The organism is Acrocarpospora phusangensis, from assembly GCF_016862995.1.
Lineage (GTDB): Bacteria > Actinomycetota > Actinomycetes > Streptosporangiales > Streptosporangiaceae > Acrocarpospora > Acrocarpospora phusangensis.
Genome location: NZ_BOOA01000001.1, coordinates 145552 through 164367, shown reverse-complemented (window position 1 = coordinate 164367; position 18816 = coordinate 145552). Strand labels below are relative to the sequence as shown.

Below are 18816 nucleotides of genomic sequence, written 5' to 3'. Positions count from 1 at the left end.
AACGTGAGAATCCGACGGCTCGTCGTCGCGGCCCTGCTGGGCGCGGCGGTCATCGTGGTCCCGCCGTTCGCCGGGAGCGCGGTCGCCGCGCCCACGGCGCAGATCATCACGCCCGGGGAGGGCACGCCGCACTCCCGCGCCCCCGTCACCGTCCGCGGCACCGCGACCGGGGCGGTCTCCGTCCGGGTCGCCGTCCAGGACCGCGCCGGCAAGCTCTGGTGGCGGCCGGGCGCCTGGGGCGACTACCAGGCGCAGAGCGTGGCCGTCGGCCCGGACGGCGCGTGGAGCTACACCTGGCCGGGCGGGGAGCCGGGTGACTACCTGGTTCAGGCCGTGGCGACCGCCGCCGACGGCTCCACCGACCCGGCCCTGCCGTTCCGCCGGTTCACCGTCACCGAACTGCCCGCCGCCACCGGGGCCCAGCCGGACGCCGCGATCGCCGAGCCCGCCAAGGACGCCATCGTCCCCCGGGGCCGGGAGCTGGTGCTGCGCGGCCTGGCCACCGACGACGTGGCGGTCACCGACATCCGGGTGGCCGTACGCAACGTGGGCACCCAGCAGTGGTGGCATCCGGACGGGACCTGGGACACCACGTACGAGGCCCTCCAGGCCGCGCCCGCCACCGGCACGGGGACGTTCGCGTGGACGTTCCGGTGGACGCCGCCGGAGGACGGCCAGTACACCTTCGCCGTCAAGGTGCGGGACGGGTCCGGCGCCACCCGCGACGTCAGCCGGAGCTTCTTCGCCGACGCCGGCGCCCCCACGGCCGGCGTCACGACCACCCGGCGGGCCTTCCCCGGCGGCGGGCCGGTGAAATGGGAGGGCGTCGCGGACGACGCGCGCGGCGTCGCCTCCGTCGCCGTGGCCCTGCTCGACCGGGGCACCGGCAAGTGGCTGCGCTCCGACGGGACCTGGGGCGCCTACCAGCGGCGCGCGGTCACGCTGACCGGGCCGCGCGACGGCGGCCGGGCCTCCGTGGCCAACGGGCAGCAGATCTTCACCCGGACCGGCTGGTCCTTCACGTGGACGCCACCCGGCCCCGGCGCCTACCAGGCCGAGTTCATCGCCGTCGACGCGGCCGGCCAGGAGGACCCGGCCTATCCGCGCGTGCCCTTCACGGTCGGCGGGCCGGACTCGGCCGCGTTCGCCCCCGAGGTGGCGATCACCGCGCCGGTTCCCGGCAAGGGGTACGGCACGGGCCCGATCGCCCTGTCCGGCACCGCCACCGACGACACCGCAGTGAGCGACGTACGCCTCCACGTCGTCAACCGGGACACCGGCCAGTACTGGCAGCCCGCCACCGGAGGCTGGGGCGCGGCCTTCGCCTTCTTCCGGCCCGTACGGCAGGGCGCGGCCTGGTCGGCCACCTGGACCCCGCCCTCGTACGGCAACTTCACCCTGCGCGTGGAAGCGGTGGACGACCGGGGCCTCACGGCCACGGCAGCCACGCCGTTCAGCCGGGGCAGCGGCGCCGGGCCCGGGTACGTCACGCTGCTCGCGAGCCGTACGCAGCTCGGCGCGGTCGACCAGAACTGCCTGCCCAGGCGCGGCTCCGTGCCGCTCTTCGGGGATCTCGCCGACGATCTGCGCGGCCGGGGCATCCCGGTGACCGGCTCGGTCGTGGTCCGCTACGCCGGCGAGAACGTCTGCGACGCCACCCTCGCCGACTACGCCACCTGGCCGGAGACCGAGCGGCTCCGCGACGAGTACGGCTGGAGCTTCGTCAGCCACAGCGCGAACTACCTCAACCTGACCCCGCCCGCCGGGCAGCCCCAGCCGTCCCCGCAGACCCTGCGCGCGGAGACCTGCGGGTCGCTCGACGCCTTCGCCGCGCACGGCCACCACCGGGCCTGGGGCCTGTTCCTCTACCCCGGGTACGCGGGCAGCCCGCCCACCCCGGCGGTCCAGCTCGACCCGGTGGCCACCTGCTTCGCCTACGCCCGCCAGTACGGCTACGGCGTGAATCTGCGGGAGCAGGCCGTCTCGCCGTACTTCGTGAGCGTGCAGGGACTGGCCGGCAACTGGTGCAACGACCCCGCCCTCACCTGCTACCACTGGGTGCCGGCGCTCGGGACGCGTACGGACGGGACCCGCTACACCCCGCCGGAGCAGGTGGCCGCGATGCTGTCGGGCGTGCCGGGGCAGTGGCGCATCCTCCAGATCTACAAGCTCCTGCGCGGCAAACGCCTGGGCGGCACCGGCACCCAGTGGGACTGCACCGGCGACTGGCGGACGCACTGGACCAGCGACGGGGAGTCGTACTGCGCGAACGACTTCGCCGCCGCGCTCAACCAGGCGCGCGGCGCGACGTACGCGGATCCGGCGACCGTCGCGACCGCGTGGGGCCGGGGCGGCCCCTAACGCGCGCAGACCACGCTGAAGGTCAGCGTGCCCAGATCCGTGCGATGCCGGTACGGCCTGGCCAGGCCGGGCCGTACCCGCTCGACGTAGGCGTCCGTGGCGACGCGGCCGGGCACGATGCGCGCCCGCCAGCCCGACGCCTCGGCCGCCGCCAGGTAGTCGCTCGCCCGCAGCCGGTTGGGCACGCCGGGGAAGCTCATCCGCCGGTAGGTCCAGTCGGAGTAGCGGAGCAGGTTGAGCGGGTCGCGGGGGCGGATGCCGCGCATGTGCACCATGCCGTCCACGTGGTGGGTCATGGTCGCCCCCGGCGCGGCCAGTTCGGCCAGCCGGGCGAACGTGGCGGGCACGTCGTCGAAGTGCTCCAGCGCGGCGCTGCTCACCACCACGTCGTAGGGCCCGGCCAGCCCCGGCAGCCCGGGGAACGCGGTCACGTGGTAGCCGAGCCGGTCCAGGTCCACGGGCACGCCCAGGCGTTCCCCGAGCGCGGCGTAGTAGGGCGCGCCCGCCTCCCCGGCCAGCGGGAACAGGTCCGCCGCCGTGTAGGAGACCGCGCCCCGGGACAGGATCACCGCGCCGGTCCCGAGGTCGGGGCCGGGCCCCAGCTCGAGCACGCGCAGGCCCTGCCAGCTCCGGACGCCGTCCGCCTCCCACCGGTCGACGACGGCGACCACGTAGTCCACGCTCCGCCCGACCTCCTCGGTCGAGTACGGCCTCGGCCGCCGGTATCCCCTCCCGCGGTGGCGTAACGCGTTGGCCAGGCCCAGGCCGAGGCCGAGGGTCCACCAGAGGGGGTTGGGATGGCGGGCGGCGGACAGGCTCAGCCGTCCCGGGCCGATGATCGGCGTGTCGGCGTTCGTCATGGGGGATTCCTAGCGAGACCCCGCCAACGGGGGCGATCCAGCCGGGGAACAGCCGGGGAACACCGGCCCGCGGGCGCGGCGTGGAGTTCTTCACCGGTCCATGCGTGGGTGTTGTCACGGCGTTCGCCCGGGGTTCGTCCCACTTCGCCATGATCGGCCGCCCTCGCTGTTGTTCGGCGTGGCTCGCCGTAAGTTCCCGACTGCGAATCCCGACTGCGAATCCCGACTGCGTTTTCCGACTGCGTTTCCGACAAGGTGGAGTGACTCCTGTGCGAAGGCTGCCGATCGCCGGGGCCGTGGTGGCCGCCGTCGCGCTGGTGACGGCGGTCTCCGCCGGCGTGGACCTGACCGGCACCGCCCTGCTGGCGGACCCGGAGGTCGACATCGTGGTGGCCCCCACGCCCGAGCAGCCGGCTCCCACGCCGGCCGCCACCGCGCAGCCGAAGCCGCGGACCGAGGCGGAACCCCGGAACCAACCCCGGAACCAGGCGCAGGGGCAGGTCTATGTGCGCCCGCGTGGCGTGGCCCAGGTCTCCGGCGGGGTGGCCGCCGGGGTGGGCATCTGGCGGCACCCGACCGACCGGCGCAAGAGCGTGGTCGTGGGCGCGGCCGAGGACGGCGGCATCGCCGCGTACGACCTGGCCGGCCGCCGCCTGCTCCGCCTGCACGGCCCGGGGGTCCGGCTGACCGGGGTGGACGTGCTGTACCGGTTCCGGTTCGACCCCGGGTGGACCAACGACCTCGCGGTGGTCGCCGACGGCGGGACCGGCAGGCTGCACGCGCTGGCGTTCCGCCCGGTGGCCGCGAGATTCGGGAACCCGCTCGTCGAGGAGGTCACCGCGCCCGAGGCGCCGGTGGTCTTCCCCGACGGGTCTCCGCGCGACGTCGCCGTCTGGCAGGACGGCAGCGGGGTGTACGCGGTCGTGGCCCAGGACGGCGCCGCCCGGCTCGCCCTGGTGCGGCTCGTGCCCGCCACCGGTCGCAAGGTCGTCTACGAGGTCGTCCGGACCATCGACCTGCCGACGGCCTTCGTCACCCACGACATGAACCCGTGGACGCCGTGCGGTCCCGCCCCCGTCGTGGGCCTGGCGGCCGACGCGTCCGCCCTCTACGTCGCGCAGCGCGGCGTCGGCATCTGGCAGCTCGCGCCGGACCTCGCCGGTGAACCCGAACTCGTCGACGTGGTCTCCCGGTTCGGCGCCCCGCAGGCCGCCGACGGCACCTGCGGCGTGGGCGAAGGCAGCGACAGGCTGGACGACGTCGGCGCGCTGGCCCTCTACCGCGCCCCCGGCGACACCGGCTACCTGATCGCCGCCACACCCGGAAACGGCCGCTTCGCCGTGTACGGCCGCCGGCCCGTCCGTTACCTCGGGAAGTTCCGCGTCGGCTCCGTCCCGGCGAACGGCAGCCTCGCCGTCAGCAATCTGGCCCTCGGCGCTCCGTACGGAAAGGGCATGCTGGCCGCGCGTACCGGGGGGAACGGGTTCGCACTGGTGCGATGGGACGAGCTGGCCCGGGGGATGGGTCTGATCGTGGACACCCGGAGCTGATTCACCCCGGCCGGCTCATCCGCCGAACTCGAAGCCGCCCGGGCGGTGGTTCCGGTCGGCGATCAGCCCGGCGAGCGTGGCGATGGCGATCTCCGGAGGGGTACGGGATCCGATGTCGAGCCCGATCGGGCGATGCACCCGGGCGATCTCCTCCGCCGGTACGCCCAGGTCGGTGAGGGCCTGGATGTGCGGTCCCCGGTGGCGGGGGCTGCCGATGATCCCGACCCAGCGGACCGGGCAGGCCAGCACGTCCCGGAGCACGGGGCCGATCCCGTCCCGGTGATGGTCGGTGACGACGACGTCGGCCGTCTCGTCGAACTCGGCGGTGGGCTCGGTGACGCGCTTGACTCCGGCGAGGTCGATCTGATGTTCCGGGTCCGGTTCGAACAGCAGCGGCCGATATCCCAGATCGGCGGCGTATTTCAGCAGAAATCCGGCCATCGGAGAGGCGAAGACCGCCACCAGCGTCCTCGTCTCCACACGGGGAGGAGCATCCCCATGGGCAACCGCGCAAGACGCATCATGAACGTGAACCATCTCGGCACCTCCTGGTCCTGTCAGAGTACGCCGCCGGGCTCGACCGAGCGGTTCTGAAGCCTCGAACGAAAGCGGTTCCGAGTCTCTGACGGATGCGGCCGGCGGCATTTGGCGCCGGTACGGCGAGTAGTGTCACCTGCGTCAACGGCGCCGGATAACGGTGAGAAGCGGTTTCAGAGGTGGCGCCGATGCGGCAGGGAGAGCGGTTCCGCGGCGGCGAGCCAGGCTTCGGCGTCGGTGGCGGTGATCGGGTAGACGTAGTGGAAGTCGGCGTGGCCGGAGGTGATGCTGTCCTCGCCCCACAGGCGTCCGCATCGCGTACAGCGGGCGACTCCGAGCCATCGCGAGTTGTCCCGGACCACGATGTCCAGAAGTTGCCGGATCTTGTCGTAGTGCAGGGAGAGGGCGTATCCGTCCTCCCACGTCACCGGCTCGAAGTACAAATCGTGGCCGCACGGGCATTGATCGCTCATACCGATATAAGGGCATGTGGGCGATGGCGGCGTCAAAGGCCACGCGGGAACGAGACGCCGCTGATCGTGACGACGCTGTCGGATACTGATATTTCGGGATTGTCCGTCCCTGGCACGATCAGGGTCAGCACCGACCTCGCCGGGGCGGAGAGCACCGTCGTCGTCTCCGCCTTGCGCAGGTAGCCGGGGGAGACGATCCCCGGGCGCACCTCCGCCCCGCCCGCCGGAAGCATGATCATGGTCGCCCGCCAGTCTCCGTCCGCGAGCACCACCCTGCCGTCGCGGTTCGAGACCACCCGGAGCGACGGCGCGAGATGCCACAGACTCCGGACCCTCGCCCGCCCGGGAACCTCGTCCAGCACCGCCATCACGTCGGGGCCATGGCTGACCCGCACCGACCGCGTCCGCACCACCCCGTACGCGTCGTCGGCCAGCTGGAACGTCTGCCGATCGGCGTCCGCGTGCTCAAGCCGTGTCGCCACACCCGGCCGGAACACCCCGCCCACCACGATCGGCACATTGTGCGCCTCCGGCGACGCCGTCCACTCCCGATACGCAGTCTTCTCGTACGAGTGGAAACCCGCCTCGACCAGGATGTCCCGGCCGTGCGCGTGATACGTCACGCCCAGGTGATCCTCGTGTCCGTGCAGCTTCCGTCCCGGTCCGAACCTGATGGAGTAATACGCGGATTTCCGGTCGTTCCATCGCGTACGCCCGAAGACGTAACCAGCGTCGAACACCTTGACGTTCGCCTCGTCGGCCCGGAAACCGGCCGGACGCGTGTCGGCGGGGCTGTCGCCGATCGGCGCGAGTCGCCCATCCGGCTGCGTGGCATGGCTGACGTACGCCTCCAGGGACCGCCGCCGCCGTACGAGATCCGCGGGTATCCCGACCCCGCAACCCTTGATCGCCTCCAGTGCGACTCCGAGCCGTTTGTGCACGTAGATGCCGTATCGGGGTGCCTGCTCGTGGAGTGCTCCCTGGTCGTCGATGGCGTACGCCGCCGACGCGGTCATCCTCCTGATCGCCAGTTCCGTCCAACGCCGCCGCCGGAACCGGCAGCCGATCATCAGCAGCGCGATGTCCTGATCCAGCCCGTGGTTGTGCCCATGCCGATAGAGCGAACGATCACACAGCACCCGCGCATGCTCCGCCAAACTCCTCGCCAGCCAGTCGGCGCGGACATGCGCGCTCAGCCGTACCAGCGCGGGAGCCCGCAACGCCACCGCGTGCTCGGCCCAGGCCCACGGACTGACCCCCGCCCTCCCCGCCGGATTCCCCCGCACCCACTGCTCCGCGATCCCCGCCGCCCGCTCCAGAACCCCCCGATCCCCCGACTTCTCGTACGCGACGACCAGCGCCCCCATCCACCGCAACGCATGCAGGTTCAACATCCACGACCGATTCCGATGCGGATCCGCCCGCCAATCGACCTCCCGCCCCAACTCCACAGCGGGCAACCCGACGAACCCGACCCGCCCTCGCATCACCTCGTCCACGTCGATGCTCGGCAGCCCACCGCTCCCGGCGACGACCGGCCCGTCAACGGCCAGTGAAAGCCGCGAATCCACCACCTTGTGGAAGGCATGACGAAACAAGCGATTGCTCCAATGAAGAGAGAGAAGTACGCCAGCGACCAGGGCCGTCGCTAACGAAAGAGGCCCTCGGCTACCGGTTTATGGGGTCCCGGGTGGCAGGTCCGGAGCGGTCGGCTTCTCGTTTGTCCAACCGGCTTCCAGGACCAGTTCGACCTGGTCGTCCCTGACGCCGGCCGCGTCGGTGACCGAGGAGAGGACCTGCGAACTCCCGGTGTCGATGATCAGAGTCCGTCGCACCAGGCCGATGGGCTCCCGCAAGGTGAATGTGAATGCCGCCCCGACACGACCGGACTCATCAGCGCGCTGACCGAGATACCTGACCTCGGGCAGCTCCGCGAGCGCCCGATAGGCGGCCGCCCGCACGTCCGGCGGAGAGGGTTTGCTCCACAGGAGACCACTCAGCGCATCCGCCACGAGACCGTCGTCCGCCCCCGTGGAGGACACGATCTCCTCAACCTCAGCCCGCAGCCCCACAGGATCAGTCGCCAGCGCCCGAATCCGCGCGAACGTCATCGATTTCCCGGCCATGCTGAACGCCACCCCACCCGGAACGGCCTCCAGCGTGCCCTTCCCGGCAGACGTGGACAGCCGATGCCCAGGCCACCGCACCGGCGACCCGTCCCGCCGCCACGCCTCCTCGTCGGCCCGGCCGGCAGGCGTCGCCCCCAACTCCGCAGAACCCGCCCAGACCTTCCCACTCCTGGACATCCACTGCTCGGCCACCCGCGACTCGGCCATCCAGTACCGGTTCTGGCCGCTCCCCAGCATCTCCGGGTACCGCTCCCGCACCAGCTTCCTGACCCGCCAGTACGCCCCGGCGTCAGCCGTACCCGACTCGGCAGTGATCGCGGCCGCCAGCAGAATCGACCGCCCCGACTCCACCCCGGGAGCCTCGTCGGGCGACTCGGCGGCCACCCCCGCGAGCACCACTCCCGCCACGACCGCCGCCGCCGCGAGACCGGCCACGGCCATGGACCACGGCCTGCGCAGCCGCCGCCGGGCCTCGGCCTCCAGCAGCGCGCCCACCCGGGTCTTCAGCGCCGGATCGGGCGCCGGCTCCCCGTAAAGCTCCCGCACCAGCTCATCCACGGCCGGCCTCCTCCGGATCGAGCATCGGATTGCTCTCTCCCAGCACCGCCCGCAACTTCCGCCGGGCCCTGCTCAACCGCGACCCCACCGTCCCGTACGGAATGCCCAGCGCGCTCGCGATCTCCTCATGACTGAGATCCGCCAGCGCGACCAGCAGCAGCACGTCCCGATCCCGCTGGTGCAGCCCGGCCAGCGCCGCCGCGATGCTCGGCCGCAGGCTCTGGGCGCTCACCTGCGCGCTGACCTCATCCTCATGTCCGGGAACATCCGGATCGGGACCGTGCCGTCCGAGGGCCCGCAGGGTGCGCAGCTCGGTGCGATGATGGCGGCGGATGAGGTTGGTCGCGATGCCGTACAGCCAGACGCGGACGCTCGCGCGCGACGGGTCGTACCGGGTGCGTTTGCGGAACGCGGTCAGGAACGTCTCCGCGACCACGTCCTCCGCGCTGTCGGCCCCCAGCCGCTGGGCCACGTACCGGTGGATCTCCCCGAAGTACGCGTCGAAGATCACGCTGAAGCGCTCGGACTCCACCAGCGACCCCCGCACCACCTCGGCGTCCCCGGCCAGGGGCCCGGCCCAGGACACCGTGGTCACGACGCTCTCCCCGTCATCTGCGTTCCTTCGGCTGCGATCAGCGGACATCCTGTATCTCCCGATCCGCCGATCCACTTTCACGCCGCCGGGATTCAACACTTTCGCACCCGCCGCCGTCAGAGGTACGTCGGACTGTGAAAGGTGGAGGCATTTGGAGAACGACTCGCGCTTCGAGGACTTCGTCGCCGAGCGTGCCGACGCCCTGCTGCGATACGGCTACGTGCTCAGCGGCAACCCGCACGACGCGGCCGACCTGACCCAGGAAGCGCTGATCCGGCTGCACCGGGCGTGGTCCCGGGTACGCCGCAAACAGGACCCCGAGCGCTACACCCGGGTGATCATGGCACGGCTGCACATCAGCGTGTGGCGGTCGCGGCGGCGGGAGCAGCTGGCCTGGGATCCGCCCGAGGAGACGCACCTGGACGCGCTCCCCTCCGACCTGGAGGAAGGGCTGTGGCAGGCCATGGACGGCCTGCCGCGCAAACAGCGGGCCGTGCTCGTGCTGCGCTACTACGAGCAGCTGACCGACGAGGAGATCGCCCGCGTGCTCGGGATCTCCCGGGGGACCGTCCGCAGCCACGCGTCACTCGGCCTGAGCAGACTCCGTACGACCATCGCCGGCCATGCCGCCGCGAACGGGAGCACCCGATGAACCAGGAGCTGGAAGCCGACATCCGCAGGGCCCTCGACCACGCCTCCGCCCGCGCGCCGCACGCGCCGACCGGCCTGGCGGACCGCATCGTCGCACGCTCACGCCGCCGCCGGACGCGCGCCCAGGCGCTGGTGGCCGCGCTCACGGTCGCGGCGGTGGCGGCCGGGGTCGGCGTGGCCGTACGCGGCGGGGACACGCTCGACCAGACCGCCGTGACCCCGACGCCGAGCCCGACGGCGACCGCGCCGCCCCCCGCCCCGGAACCGGTGGAGAAGGTGTGGCCGGAAGCCGTCTGGAAGATCCCCGCCAAGCTCCCGGACGGGCCTGCCCTGCGCCCGCGGGTGTTCATCTACGGCCGCACGCTGCTGCTGGAGACGTGGGCGAGCTTCGAGAAGGCCAACGCCCTCTACACGTACGACCTGGCCACCCAGGAGATCCGCAAGATCGCGGATATCCGTACGAAGAAGGGGGTCTACGCGTCCGGCTACGCCGCGGGGGCGGGCCTGGTCGTCTGGCAGACCATCGAGAAGGTCGAGGGCAGGATGTCCAGCAGGTTCTGGTCGGTACCGATCTCCGGGGGCGAACCGGCCGAGATCCGTACCGACTCGGTGCCCGGCCGGGCCGACACGCTGGCCGTGGCCGGCGACCGGCTGGCCTTCTCCGTCATGGAGGGCGGCGTGTTCACGGTTCCCCTCGGGGGCGGCACCGTGACGCCCGTCCCCGGCGCCGACCGGTACCACATCCTGCGCTGGCCCTTCGTCGGCAGCGTGGGCAGGTACACCCCGAACGGGGAGACCGCCTTCCAGGAACTCCTCAACGTCGACACCGGCGCCACCAGCAGGGCCGTGGTGCGCCCCGGCGAGAAGAACGTCGTCTGCGGCGTGTGGATGTGCAGCGGCGGCCGCCCGGACGGCACCCCGTTCTACCGCCCCCGCGACGGCTCCCAGGAACGCGACCTCCCCAGCTGGAGCCTCTTCGGCCTGGCCGCCGACCGCTTCATGACCCTGTACAGAGGCGACCTCGGCATCGACGTCCTCCACGACCTGCGCACCGGCAAATCCGGCGACTACGGCTACCGCGACGACGACTCCGGCAAATCCATCGGCGTGGAACCCGCCCTCGGCGACGGCCGCCTGCTCACCTACCCCCTCGGCGACCACAACGTGGTCATCGACCTGTCCCGGATCGACTGATCGCCGGGAGGCGGCGGCATCTCTCGCCCGCCGCCTCCCGTGTGGGTGTCACGCCACGACGCTGATGAGGCCGAGGTCGACGAAGCCGCCCATGGCGCCGGGGGTGCCGGCGACGTTGAGGTAGCTGAGGGAGGCGACGAGGGCGTAGCTGCTGCCGCCGGGGCCGGCGGGGAGGCCGTTGGTGACGATGATGTTGTCGGTGTACGCGTTGACGCCGGTGAGGGGCTTGAGCTGGGGGGTGGCGGGGAAGGGGGCGTCGTGGGGGCCGCCGATCTCGTCGATGAGGAGGCGGAGTTGCCAGGTGCCGCCGATCATCGGGGCGAGTGAGCCGGTGATCTCCCAGCTGAAGTTGACCTGGAAGGCGTCTCCGGCCTTGAGGACGTCGGCCGGTGGGCCGCCGCCCACATCCACGAATTCCGCCTGGATGTTTCCGCTGAGCAGGGCCGGGGCCAGGCCGAACGGAATCTGGAAACTGCCGGATTTGAATGCCATGCTTCCTCCCGATTGTTCTGATGGTTGAACAATAGGAAGAAGGGGTATTCGAGGGCTTCGGGGGTTGTGCCGGGGAGTTCCCTGGTGCCGCGGGCGCGAGTCTCCCGGGGTTCGGGGAGCACGGCGTCCCAAGGGTCTTTCCTAGGGCAGGGTCACCCGCGCGGGAACTTTGGGTTTCGGCGTCATTTTCCCAGCACGCGTTCGGTCAGTTTGTCCACCGACATCCAGGCCAGCGCGCATCCGGCGAGAGCGGCGAGAAGCGCCCACCAGGCCAGCCATTCCCAGAAGATCGCAGCCCAGACCCCGTAGCCGGTGGCGGCCACGGCGATGGACGCGATTCCGCCTTCCCTGCCGTATCGGGTGACGATGGCGAGGATCGAGCTCACCACCAGGATTCCCGCCATCAGGGCGATCGCCCACAGCACGATGCTCACGTTGCTGGGAACCTGGCCGGCCCCCGGAGCCCCTGGTGGTGACGTGCCGGGATTGTTCGGAGAATTTCTAATATCGACCATCAGGGCGATTATGGCCACAAAAAGTCCTAAGACTGCGGCTATGTCAGCGAGTATGGCTAAGGGGGATCGCCTCACAGTGACATTCTGCATCACGGGAACATCCGCATGACTCGCGAAGCCACCGAATCAGCGCATTTAAGAAATTTCACAAGCCGCGTCAAAATGGTGCCCGAGAACGGCTGAGCCGAGGGTACGGCCCACGCCGTGCCCCTCGGCTCAGTTCAGATCAGCGGCCGATGGCGAGACAGGTCGCCTTCGCCGTCTTGGTGGGGTCGCTCTCCGAGATGGCCGTCAGCTTGATCTTCGCGATCAGGCTGCCGCCCTTGGCGCGGAGCGCGTTCACCGGGACGGTGACCTGCTTGCCGAACTCGGCGGTGGCCAGGTGGTTGGGCAGCGAGACCGTCCAGCCGCGACCCTCCGCCTCGGCGGTCAGCCGGTAGACGTCGCCGTTGAGGTACGCGGACACGTCCTCGGGGTGCGCCGCCGTGACAGCCGCCTTCTTGCCGGTGTTGAACAGCGGGAACTTGCAGGTGGCGACGGAGTCGCCGGCGGTGATGTCGATGCTGGGGAGCAGCTTGACGCCGCGCTTCTGCGGGCCGGAGCCGTCCAGCGAGCGGACGGCCACCTTGTAGGTCAGCACGCCCTTGCTGCGCTTGAGGTCGAGCACGTAGAAGTGCAGGCGATTGGCCTCGTCCACGTACTCGTACTCGCTGCCCGAGTCGGCGCCCGCGTGGAACAGGGCGTCGGAGAGCTGCCGGTAGTCGCCGATGGTGATCGGGACCGCGGTGCCGTCCGGCAGGACGTAGTCGGTCATGCCGATGTCTTGCGGGTTGGCGTCGATGACCCACTCGAAGGGCGCCTGGTCGGCGTTCTTGGTCTTGGCCAGCAGGACGCCGGAGTCGGGCGTGAACGAGTCCGCGCCCATCCGGTCCACGACCTCGACCGTGTAGTTGTTGTAGCGGCCGCCGTCGCAGAGCGGGTCGGTGGTGGCGGAGCAGGTGGGGCTCAGGTCGGCGCCCATCGCGATGTTGACGCCCATCAGGCCGTTCGCCCCCGGCTGTACGGCGCGGGCGGTGACCTCCGCCACCACCAGGCCGGACTCGTCCAGCGCGTCCCGGTCCAGGCGCAGCACGTTGGCCTCGTCGACCATGTTCAGCTTGATCTTGTTACGCAGCATGTGCTGGGCGCCCATGGAGCCGCCCGAGGTGGGCGGGATCAGCCAGCGGCTGTGCGGGCCGCCGGGCCCGTTGAAGCTGCCCCGGCTGAGCATCTCCCAGATGCCGGTGTACGCGCGGCGCACCGGAATCGCGTACGGGTTGTTGTAGTTGTCGGCGATGCCCATGATGTGGCTCAGCTCGTGGGCGTACACGCCCATGCCGGAGCTCTCGGCCTGGACCGAGTCGACGCCGAAGCGGGCGTTGGGCCAGAAGGTGGAGCCGGCCTGCCACGAGGTCCACGAGACGTAGCGGGTGGGCGACCAGTTCGGCAACGCCGGGTCGTCGGGGCCCCACTCGTCGGTGACGTCGTTCTGGGTCGGGAACTTCATCATGCCGAACTCCTGCCAGGTGGACGACTCGTCCTGGCCGGCGCTGACGTAGAAGATGAAGTCGAACTGGGCCGCCGTCTCCGGGCCGACCGCCGCCAGCCAGGCCGCGTTGCCGTCGCGGCGCAGGTCCTTGTTGCAGGAGTCCCCGGCCGGGCAGGAGTTGCGCTGGTACTCAAGCGCGTACTCGTGGTCCTTGCCCGGCATTGTGTAAGGCCCGAAGCCGGTGAGGTCCACGCCGTAACGCCCGCCGGAGTCCTCCATCCAGTACTCGTGGATGGTGTGCCCGCGGTTGAGGTCGTTCGGGGTGTTGAGGAAGTCCTGGTAGAACTTGGCGACCTGGTCGCGGGGGATGTCGTGGGCCTCCGCGGTGGGGTTCTTGAAGACGGTCGAACCCTTGGGCTGGGTCACCACGAACGGCTGGTTCGGGTAGTCCAGCAGGACCAGCGCGCCCTTGAAGGTACGCACCGAGCCGGGCACGGAGGGATCGGCCCAGTTGGTGCCCGGCACCTTCTTGTAGTCGGCCCACGTCATGTGGTCCGGGTTCTTCCACTTCTGCGGGTCGATCGGGGCGGGGTGACCCGCTTGACCGCCCTGGGTGCGCAGCTGCTGCGCCGAGCTGGGTTCGTCCTGCTGCCACGGCTGGGTCTGCGGCCAGTGGTCGTAGCGCCAGGGGAGTTCCGGATCGGGGGCCGGTTCCGCGGTGGCCGAGGTAACGGGGAGTAATGAAAGGGGCAGGATTGCCACGGTCGCCAGGAGCAACCTGAGGGGGCGTCTCATACTATGTCACGTTATATAGGGGCAAATTGGAGATCAATTGACACACTGTCAGGAGAAATGACAGAGGCAGGGCACGGCCGGTTCGGCAGACGGGTGTCAGCGGGGAGAGGTCTCGTAGGCCCAGGCGGGCAGGGGTTCGCAGGAGTTCAGCCAGCCAGGGGGTAGCGGGGCACGGGTGCCGATGATGCCGCCGACGATCGCGCACGTGGTGTCGATGTCGCCGCCCGCGGCGGCGGTGGTCCAGAAGGCCTGCTCGTAGTCCCCGAGGTGGCGGGCGGCGGCCCACAGGGTGAAGGGCACCGTGTCCTGGGCGGAGACCTCGCGGCCGTTGCCGAGGGCGCGCGCGGCGAGGACGGGGTCGGCGAGGGGGAGCAGTCGCCGGGCTTCGGCGATGCCCTCACGGACCAGGCTCGGCGGGGTGTGCGAGAGGACCTGGTCGAGGAAGCTTCCCGGGGTCAGGTCGGCCGATCCGGCGGCGACGGAAGCGGCCACCGCCACGGCGACGGCGCCCGCGACGGCCTCCGGATGCGTGTGGGTGACCTCGGCCGACGCTCTCGCCTCCCGTACGGCCCGCGCGGGATCGCCGGCGAACCACGCGCCGAGCGGTGCCACCCGCATGGCGGCTCCGTTGCCCCACGAGCCACTGCCGTCGAAGAGCCCGGAGGCCAGGGCGCGCCAGTCGCCGCCCTCGCGGACCAGGCGCAGCATGCGGTTGGTGGCGGGGCCGTACCCGCGGTCGAAGTCGTGGCGGGCAGCGAAGCTGGCGGCGAGTTCGTCCTGGTCGATGGTGCCGCGGCGGGTGAGGACGCGGTGGACGGAGCAGGCCATCTCGGTGTCGTCGGTCCACTGCCAGGGGCCTGGCGGCAGCAGCCGGTCGTCGCGGGCCTGGCGGTTGGCGGGGACGTAGAACTGGGAACCGAGCGCGTCGCCCAGGGCCAGGCCGTAGAGGGAGTCGCTCGCGCGGGATCGGGATTCAGGCGGCATCACCGACGATTGTGTCATCGATCACGTTCGCCGGGCCGGGCGTGGCGGCGAACACCGGGATCAGGTCGGCGGCGACCAGGCCGCGCTGGAAGAGCCACCGGCCGAGCGCGATGTACGCGTCCACGTCCCGCGCGGCCAGGAACTGGTTCAGGGTCGAATGACGCGGGAAGGCCGTACGGTCGGCCGCCAGGGCGACGAGATCGCTGGGCATGTCCTTGCTGATGTGCGAACGCATCAGGATCAGGTACGCCTCGGGGTCGTCCTCCGTGTCGTCCGGATACCGGAACGGGATCTTCAGGACGGGCGCGCGGGATTCCAGCAGCAGCCCGTCCGCGTCGAACTCGACGCCCAGCTCGGCGCGGGCCAGCGAGATCATCCGCAGCGCGTTCCCCAGGCGGAACTCGTCGACGGAGGCGTCCACGGCGAACACCGTCCGGCAGCGCCTGCGCAGCAGCTCCACGACGCCGGAGTTGTCCCAGTGCCCGCCGTCGGAGATGAAGATGTGGCCGTGCGTGACCGAGAGGTCGCCCAGGGCCTCGCGCCACGTGGACAGCGGGCCAGGGGCGTACCAGGTGTCGGCGAGGCCGGCGGGGAGTAAGTCCCTGATCCGGTTCCCGGGCCGGCCGACCAGGGGGTTCTCCAGCCAGAGGCCGAGCCGGAGGTTCATCAGGGCGAGCGCGATCCGGCTCGCCCTGCCGGTGTAGCGGCCCATGTTGGGCGCGACGGCGGCGCCGGAGGCGGCGACCAGGCTGGCGGCGTCGAGCCGGCACGCGAACGCGGGCAGATCACCCGTCCCGATGGCGGCGCTGCCCACGTAGTCGGCGGAGAACACGAACGACGCGCAGCCCTCGCCCTGCGCGGACTCCTCGGCGCGCAGGTTGACCGAGGTGCACACCAGCAGCCGCGGCAGGCCGTCCGTGTGGGTGTCCGTGAGCAGCACCTCGGACAGGCGCACCGGACGCTCCCCGGCACGCACCACGTAGGCGCGGTCGAGCCGCCGCGAGTACGCCCGGTGCAGGGAGGTCCTGTTGGCCGGCACCAGCAGCCCGAAGACCAGCAGCAGGAGCACCGCCACCGCCGCGACCACCCCGATCGTCCGGTACGGCAACTGGCTGACATGCCCGATCGACAGCAGCAGCGGCAGCACCAGCACCGCGCCCATGATCGTGTCGAACAGGATCCGCACGAGCTGCCGCAGCGTCTGCCGGACCCGGCTGGCGGAGAACCCCCACTGCGAGCGGAACACCGCGAACGCCACGGCGGCCATGAGCGCGCCGAGCCCGAGCAGCCGGGGGATGGACGAGCCGTCGAACATGCTCGCCCGCAGGACGTGGGTGCCGGCGGCGACCACGTCGGGCAGCAGCAGGACGAGGACGACGCCGAGCACCACCCGGCGGACCACCCTCTCGGCCCGGCCGAGCTTGAACTCCGCCAGCACCGCGACGGCGGCGATCACGGCGGCCACCGTCCAGCGGGCTTCGGGGAACCGCGCGTACAGGGCGTCCTCCCCGCCGAGCAGCGCGCCGGCCTTGTAGACGCCGCCGAGGACGCAGGCGGCCAGCGCGACGGCGGCGGCGAAGGGCACCAGGTTGAGCACCGCGCTGACCAGGTAGCGGACCATGCTGAGGAAGAGGTCGGGGAAGTCCTCGCCCAGGTAGCGCAGGTTCCTGCGAAGATGGGCCTCCTCCGGCGAACCGTGGCTCCACGGGGCCGCTCCACCCTCGGGCCGGGACGCCGCCCGGGCGGAGATGAAGGCCGTGGCGGTGTAACTCCCGCCGGAGACCGCCGACACGTACGCGGTCCTGCCCAGCAGGCCCGACTCCTCCGCCACCTGCAGGGCGCCCAAGCCCAGGCAGGCGGCCCGGACGCCGCCACCCGCCAGGGCGATGCCGATCCCGTCCGCCTGGGTGCCGACGTAGTGGTACCGCGTGCTCATGGTGCTCCCTCCGGGGTCCCCGACGGATAGACCGGTTTGCCGCCCTTCTGCGGCGACCGCACGTCCTTGGCGTTGTACCGGCGCACGAACAGCGGATGCAGGCAGTACTCCTCGTCCGGGGACAGCACCATCTGGCCCTCCGCCGCGTACGCGAACTCGGCCCGCAGATAACGCTCCGTCTCGTCCTGGAAGCGCCCGATGACGCCCACGTCAGTGAACATCTCGCGGACCTCCAGGTAACCGAGCCCGAACTCCGCCCTGATCCCGGCCCGGTTGCACATCCGGTGCAGGTACGGATCGTCGAACCGGAACGGCAGGTACGGGATGAGCCGCCGCGCCACCGCGTGCGCCTGCGGGTACCGGAACCGGTGCGCGGAGAACACCTCGGCGCACAGCGTGACCTCGGTCTCCGCGATGGTCGCCAGCAGGTGCTCCGCCCGCAGGTACGGCCTGCCGGTGCTCGCGATCGACCGGTGCAGGGCCTCGTTGAAGACGTACAGGACCTGGCGGGGCAGCAGCTGGGTGTGGCGCAGCAGGTACGCGATGGTGGGTTCCGCCCTCCCGGTGGGAGAGGTCAGGCTCGGCGGCAGCAGCCGGTACACCAGCTCCTCGGGGTCGGCTGCCGGCAGCCCCTTGAGCTCTCCCGGGAAGTGCAGCCGCAGGAAGGTGTGCAGCCGCCCGCCGACGGCCTTCACGAGATCCTTCCAGTGCCAGCGCAGCACCATGCGCCCGCTGAAGTCCTTGACCGGGTTCGCCGCCACGTGGACCAGCGCCGGCCACAGCTCGCTGGGGAAGCAGCACTGCACCCGGAAACCGGTCCGGCCGGTCCGCAGCCCGATGCCGCCGACCAGGTGGAACAGCCCCTGCAGGCAGCTCTGGATGGGCTCGATGTGGCCGCCGATGTCCTCCAGCGAGTCGATCAGCACGAAGACGGGCGTACGGCGCGCGCGGATGAGCTCGCCCGCCACGTCGACCGCCTCGCTCCAGGGGCGGCGGCCGAGCCGGAAGCCGCGCCTGAGGTTCTCCAGGCTGATCGAGGTCCCGCCGTTCTTGACGTGGTCGATGAGCCGGAGGGTGGCGAAGTCGAGGGCGTCGTCGTCCTGGGTGGCCGGGTCGCCGAGGTGGTGGCGGATGGCCGCCGTCTCGTCCCAGAGCAGCTGCCTGGCCCGCGGCGGGTCGGCCGGGGACGGCGGCTGCGAGACGACGAGCCGGGTGATGACGGGCGCCCACAGGAGCATCTCCCAGATCTGGGCCACCCCCTCGACCGTGAGCATCATCGAGTCGCCGATGAGCCGCACGGCGGCCTGGATCCGGGAGAAGACGCCGGCGGCGCTCAGCCGTACGGACAGGGTCTGGGCGTCGAACTCGCGGGAGAGCAGCAACGACGTCTTGCCGGAGCCGCGGCGGCCCACGATGAAGGTGGGCGGGCTGGTCTCCGACTGGAGGTGCAGGTTGACGCGGGTGTCGTAGAGGGCCCGCAGGACCGGCAGGCTCTCGCGGTCGGAGATCGCGATGGGGCCCAGCGGGTTCTTCATGGTGAACAGGGCGTCAAGGCCATTGGCGGACATGGCACTCCACGTGATGAGATTGCCGCTCGTCGTCACCTCTAGGAGTGCGGTCCCGCCGCGTTGATACAGCGTGCGGGGAAATTTCGGTGA

The 18816-nt window shown here is 71.2% G+C and carries 16 protein-coding genes; 4 read left to right on the top strand and 12 right to left on the bottom strand.

Annotated elements, in window-relative coordinates; all coding sequences use genetic code 11:
- Positions 1-3 precede the first annotated feature (3 nt).
- Positions 4-2361, top strand: a complete 2358-nt coding sequence (locus Aph01nite_RS00695) for an Ig-like domain-containing protein (protein WP_204038703.1) — start codon at positions 4-6, stop codon at positions 2359-2361.
- Here Aph01nite_RS00695 and Aph01nite_RS00690 read toward each other — a convergent pair.
- The gene (locus Aph01nite_RS00690; RefSeq protein ID WP_204038702.1) at positions 2358-3221 is read right to left on the bottom strand and encodes a class I SAM-dependent methyltransferase; all 864 of its coding nucleotides are present in this window, start codon (positions 3219-3221) and stop codon (positions 2358-2360) included. The two genes, Aph01nite_RS00695 and Aph01nite_RS00690, sit on opposite strands and share 4 nt — an antisense overlap.
- A gap of 269 nt (positions 3222-3490) precedes the next feature.
- On the opposite strand from Aph01nite_RS00690, the gene Aph01nite_RS00685 reads away from it, so the two are divergent.
- On the top strand, positions 3491-4771 hold the full coding sequence (locus Aph01nite_RS00685; protein WP_204038701.1) for a phytase: 1281 nt from the start codon (positions 3491-3493) through the stop codon (positions 4769-4771).
- Positions 4772-4786: 15 nt separating this feature from the next.
- Here Aph01nite_RS00685 and Aph01nite_RS00680 read toward each other — a convergent pair whose 3' ends face one another.
- The 5 genes from Aph01nite_RS00680 to Aph01nite_RS00660 form a co-directional block, all read right to left on the bottom strand.
- Positions 4787-5251 (bottom strand): XdhC family protein, encoded by a 465-nt coding sequence (locus Aph01nite_RS00680; RefSeq protein WP_239161295.1) that lies wholly within the window; start codon positions 5249-5251, stop codon positions 4787-4789.
- 230 nt (positions 5252-5481) lie between these two features.
- On the bottom strand, positions 5482-5781 hold the full coding sequence (locus tag Aph01nite_RS00675) for a hypothetical protein (protein ID WP_204038699.1): 300 nt from the start codon (positions 5779-5781) through the stop codon (positions 5482-5484).
- A 32-nt stretch (positions 5782-5813) separates the two neighbouring features.
- Entirely contained in the window at positions 5814-7268 is a 1455-nt protein-coding gene (locus tag Aph01nite_RS00670) for a heparinase II/III domain-containing protein (protein WP_204038794.1), read from the bottom strand.
- Positions 7269-7457: 189 nt separating this feature from the next.
- Positions 7458-8468, bottom strand: coding sequence for a CU044_5270 family protein (locus Aph01nite_RS00665; RefSeq protein ID WP_204038698.1), 1011 nt, complete (start codon positions 8466-8468; stop codon positions 7458-7460).
- On the bottom strand, positions 8461-9063 hold the full coding sequence (locus Aph01nite_RS00660) for an RNA polymerase sigma factor (protein ID WP_239161294.1): 603 nt from the start codon (positions 9061-9063) through the stop codon (positions 8461-8463). Before Aph01nite_RS00660 ends, Aph01nite_RS00665 begins: the two co-directional genes overlap by 8 nt.
- Positions 9064-9214: 151 nt before the next feature.
- Between Aph01nite_RS00660 and Aph01nite_RS00655 the strand changes: the two genes are divergently transcribed.
- A complete protein-coding gene (locus Aph01nite_RS00655) occupies positions 9215-9715 on the top strand; it encodes a SigE family RNA polymerase sigma factor (RefSeq protein WP_204038696.1) in 501 nt (166 codons plus the stop codon).
- A complete protein-coding gene (locus Aph01nite_RS00650) occupies positions 9712-10908 on the top strand; it encodes a hypothetical protein (protein WP_204038695.1) in 1197 nt (398 codons plus the stop codon). The genes Aph01nite_RS00655 and Aph01nite_RS00650 overlap by 4 nt, the downstream gene beginning before the upstream one ends.
- A gap of 48 nt (positions 10909-10956) precedes the next feature.
- Here Aph01nite_RS00650 and Aph01nite_RS00645 read toward each other — a convergent pair whose 3' ends face one another.
- The 6 genes from Aph01nite_RS00645 to Aph01nite_RS00620 all read right to left on the bottom strand — a co-directional run bounded on the left by Aph01nite_RS00645 (position 10957) and on the right by Aph01nite_RS00620 (position 18726).
- Positions 10957-11400 (bottom strand): hypothetical protein, encoded by a 444-nt coding sequence (locus Aph01nite_RS00645; protein WP_204038694.1) that lies wholly within the window; start codon positions 11398-11400, stop codon positions 10957-10959.
- Between the two features lie 182 nt (positions 11401-11582).
- Positions 11583-11834: a hypothetical protein gene (locus Aph01nite_RS00640; RefSeq protein ID WP_204038693.1), complete on the bottom strand. Its 252-nt coding sequence runs from the start codon at positions 11832-11834 to the stop codon at positions 11583-11585.
- 307 nt (positions 11835-12141) lie between these two features.
- Positions 12142-14238, bottom strand: a complete 2097-nt coding sequence (locus Aph01nite_RS00635; protein ID WP_239161293.1) for a M6 family metalloprotease domain-containing protein — start codon at positions 14236-14238, stop codon at positions 12142-12144.
- Positions 14239-14334: 96 nt separating this feature from the next.
- Positions 14335-15222 (bottom strand): ADP-ribosylglycohydrolase family protein, encoded by an 888-nt coding sequence (locus Aph01nite_RS00630; RefSeq protein WP_204038692.1) that lies wholly within the window; start codon positions 15220-15222, stop codon positions 14335-14337.
- Entirely contained in the window at positions 15212-17158 is a 1947-nt protein-coding gene (locus Aph01nite_RS00625; protein ID WP_204038691.1) for a hypothetical protein, read from the bottom strand. Before Aph01nite_RS00625 ends, Aph01nite_RS00630 begins: the two co-directional genes overlap by 11 nt.
- The gene (locus tag Aph01nite_RS00620; protein WP_204038690.1) at positions 17155-18726 is read right to left on the bottom strand and encodes a P-loop ATPase, Sll1717 family; all 1572 of its coding nucleotides are present in this window, start codon (positions 18724-18726) and stop codon (positions 17155-17157) included. Before Aph01nite_RS00620 ends, Aph01nite_RS00625 begins: the two co-directional genes overlap by 4 nt.
- Between the last annotated feature and the right edge of the window lie 90 nt (positions 18727-18816).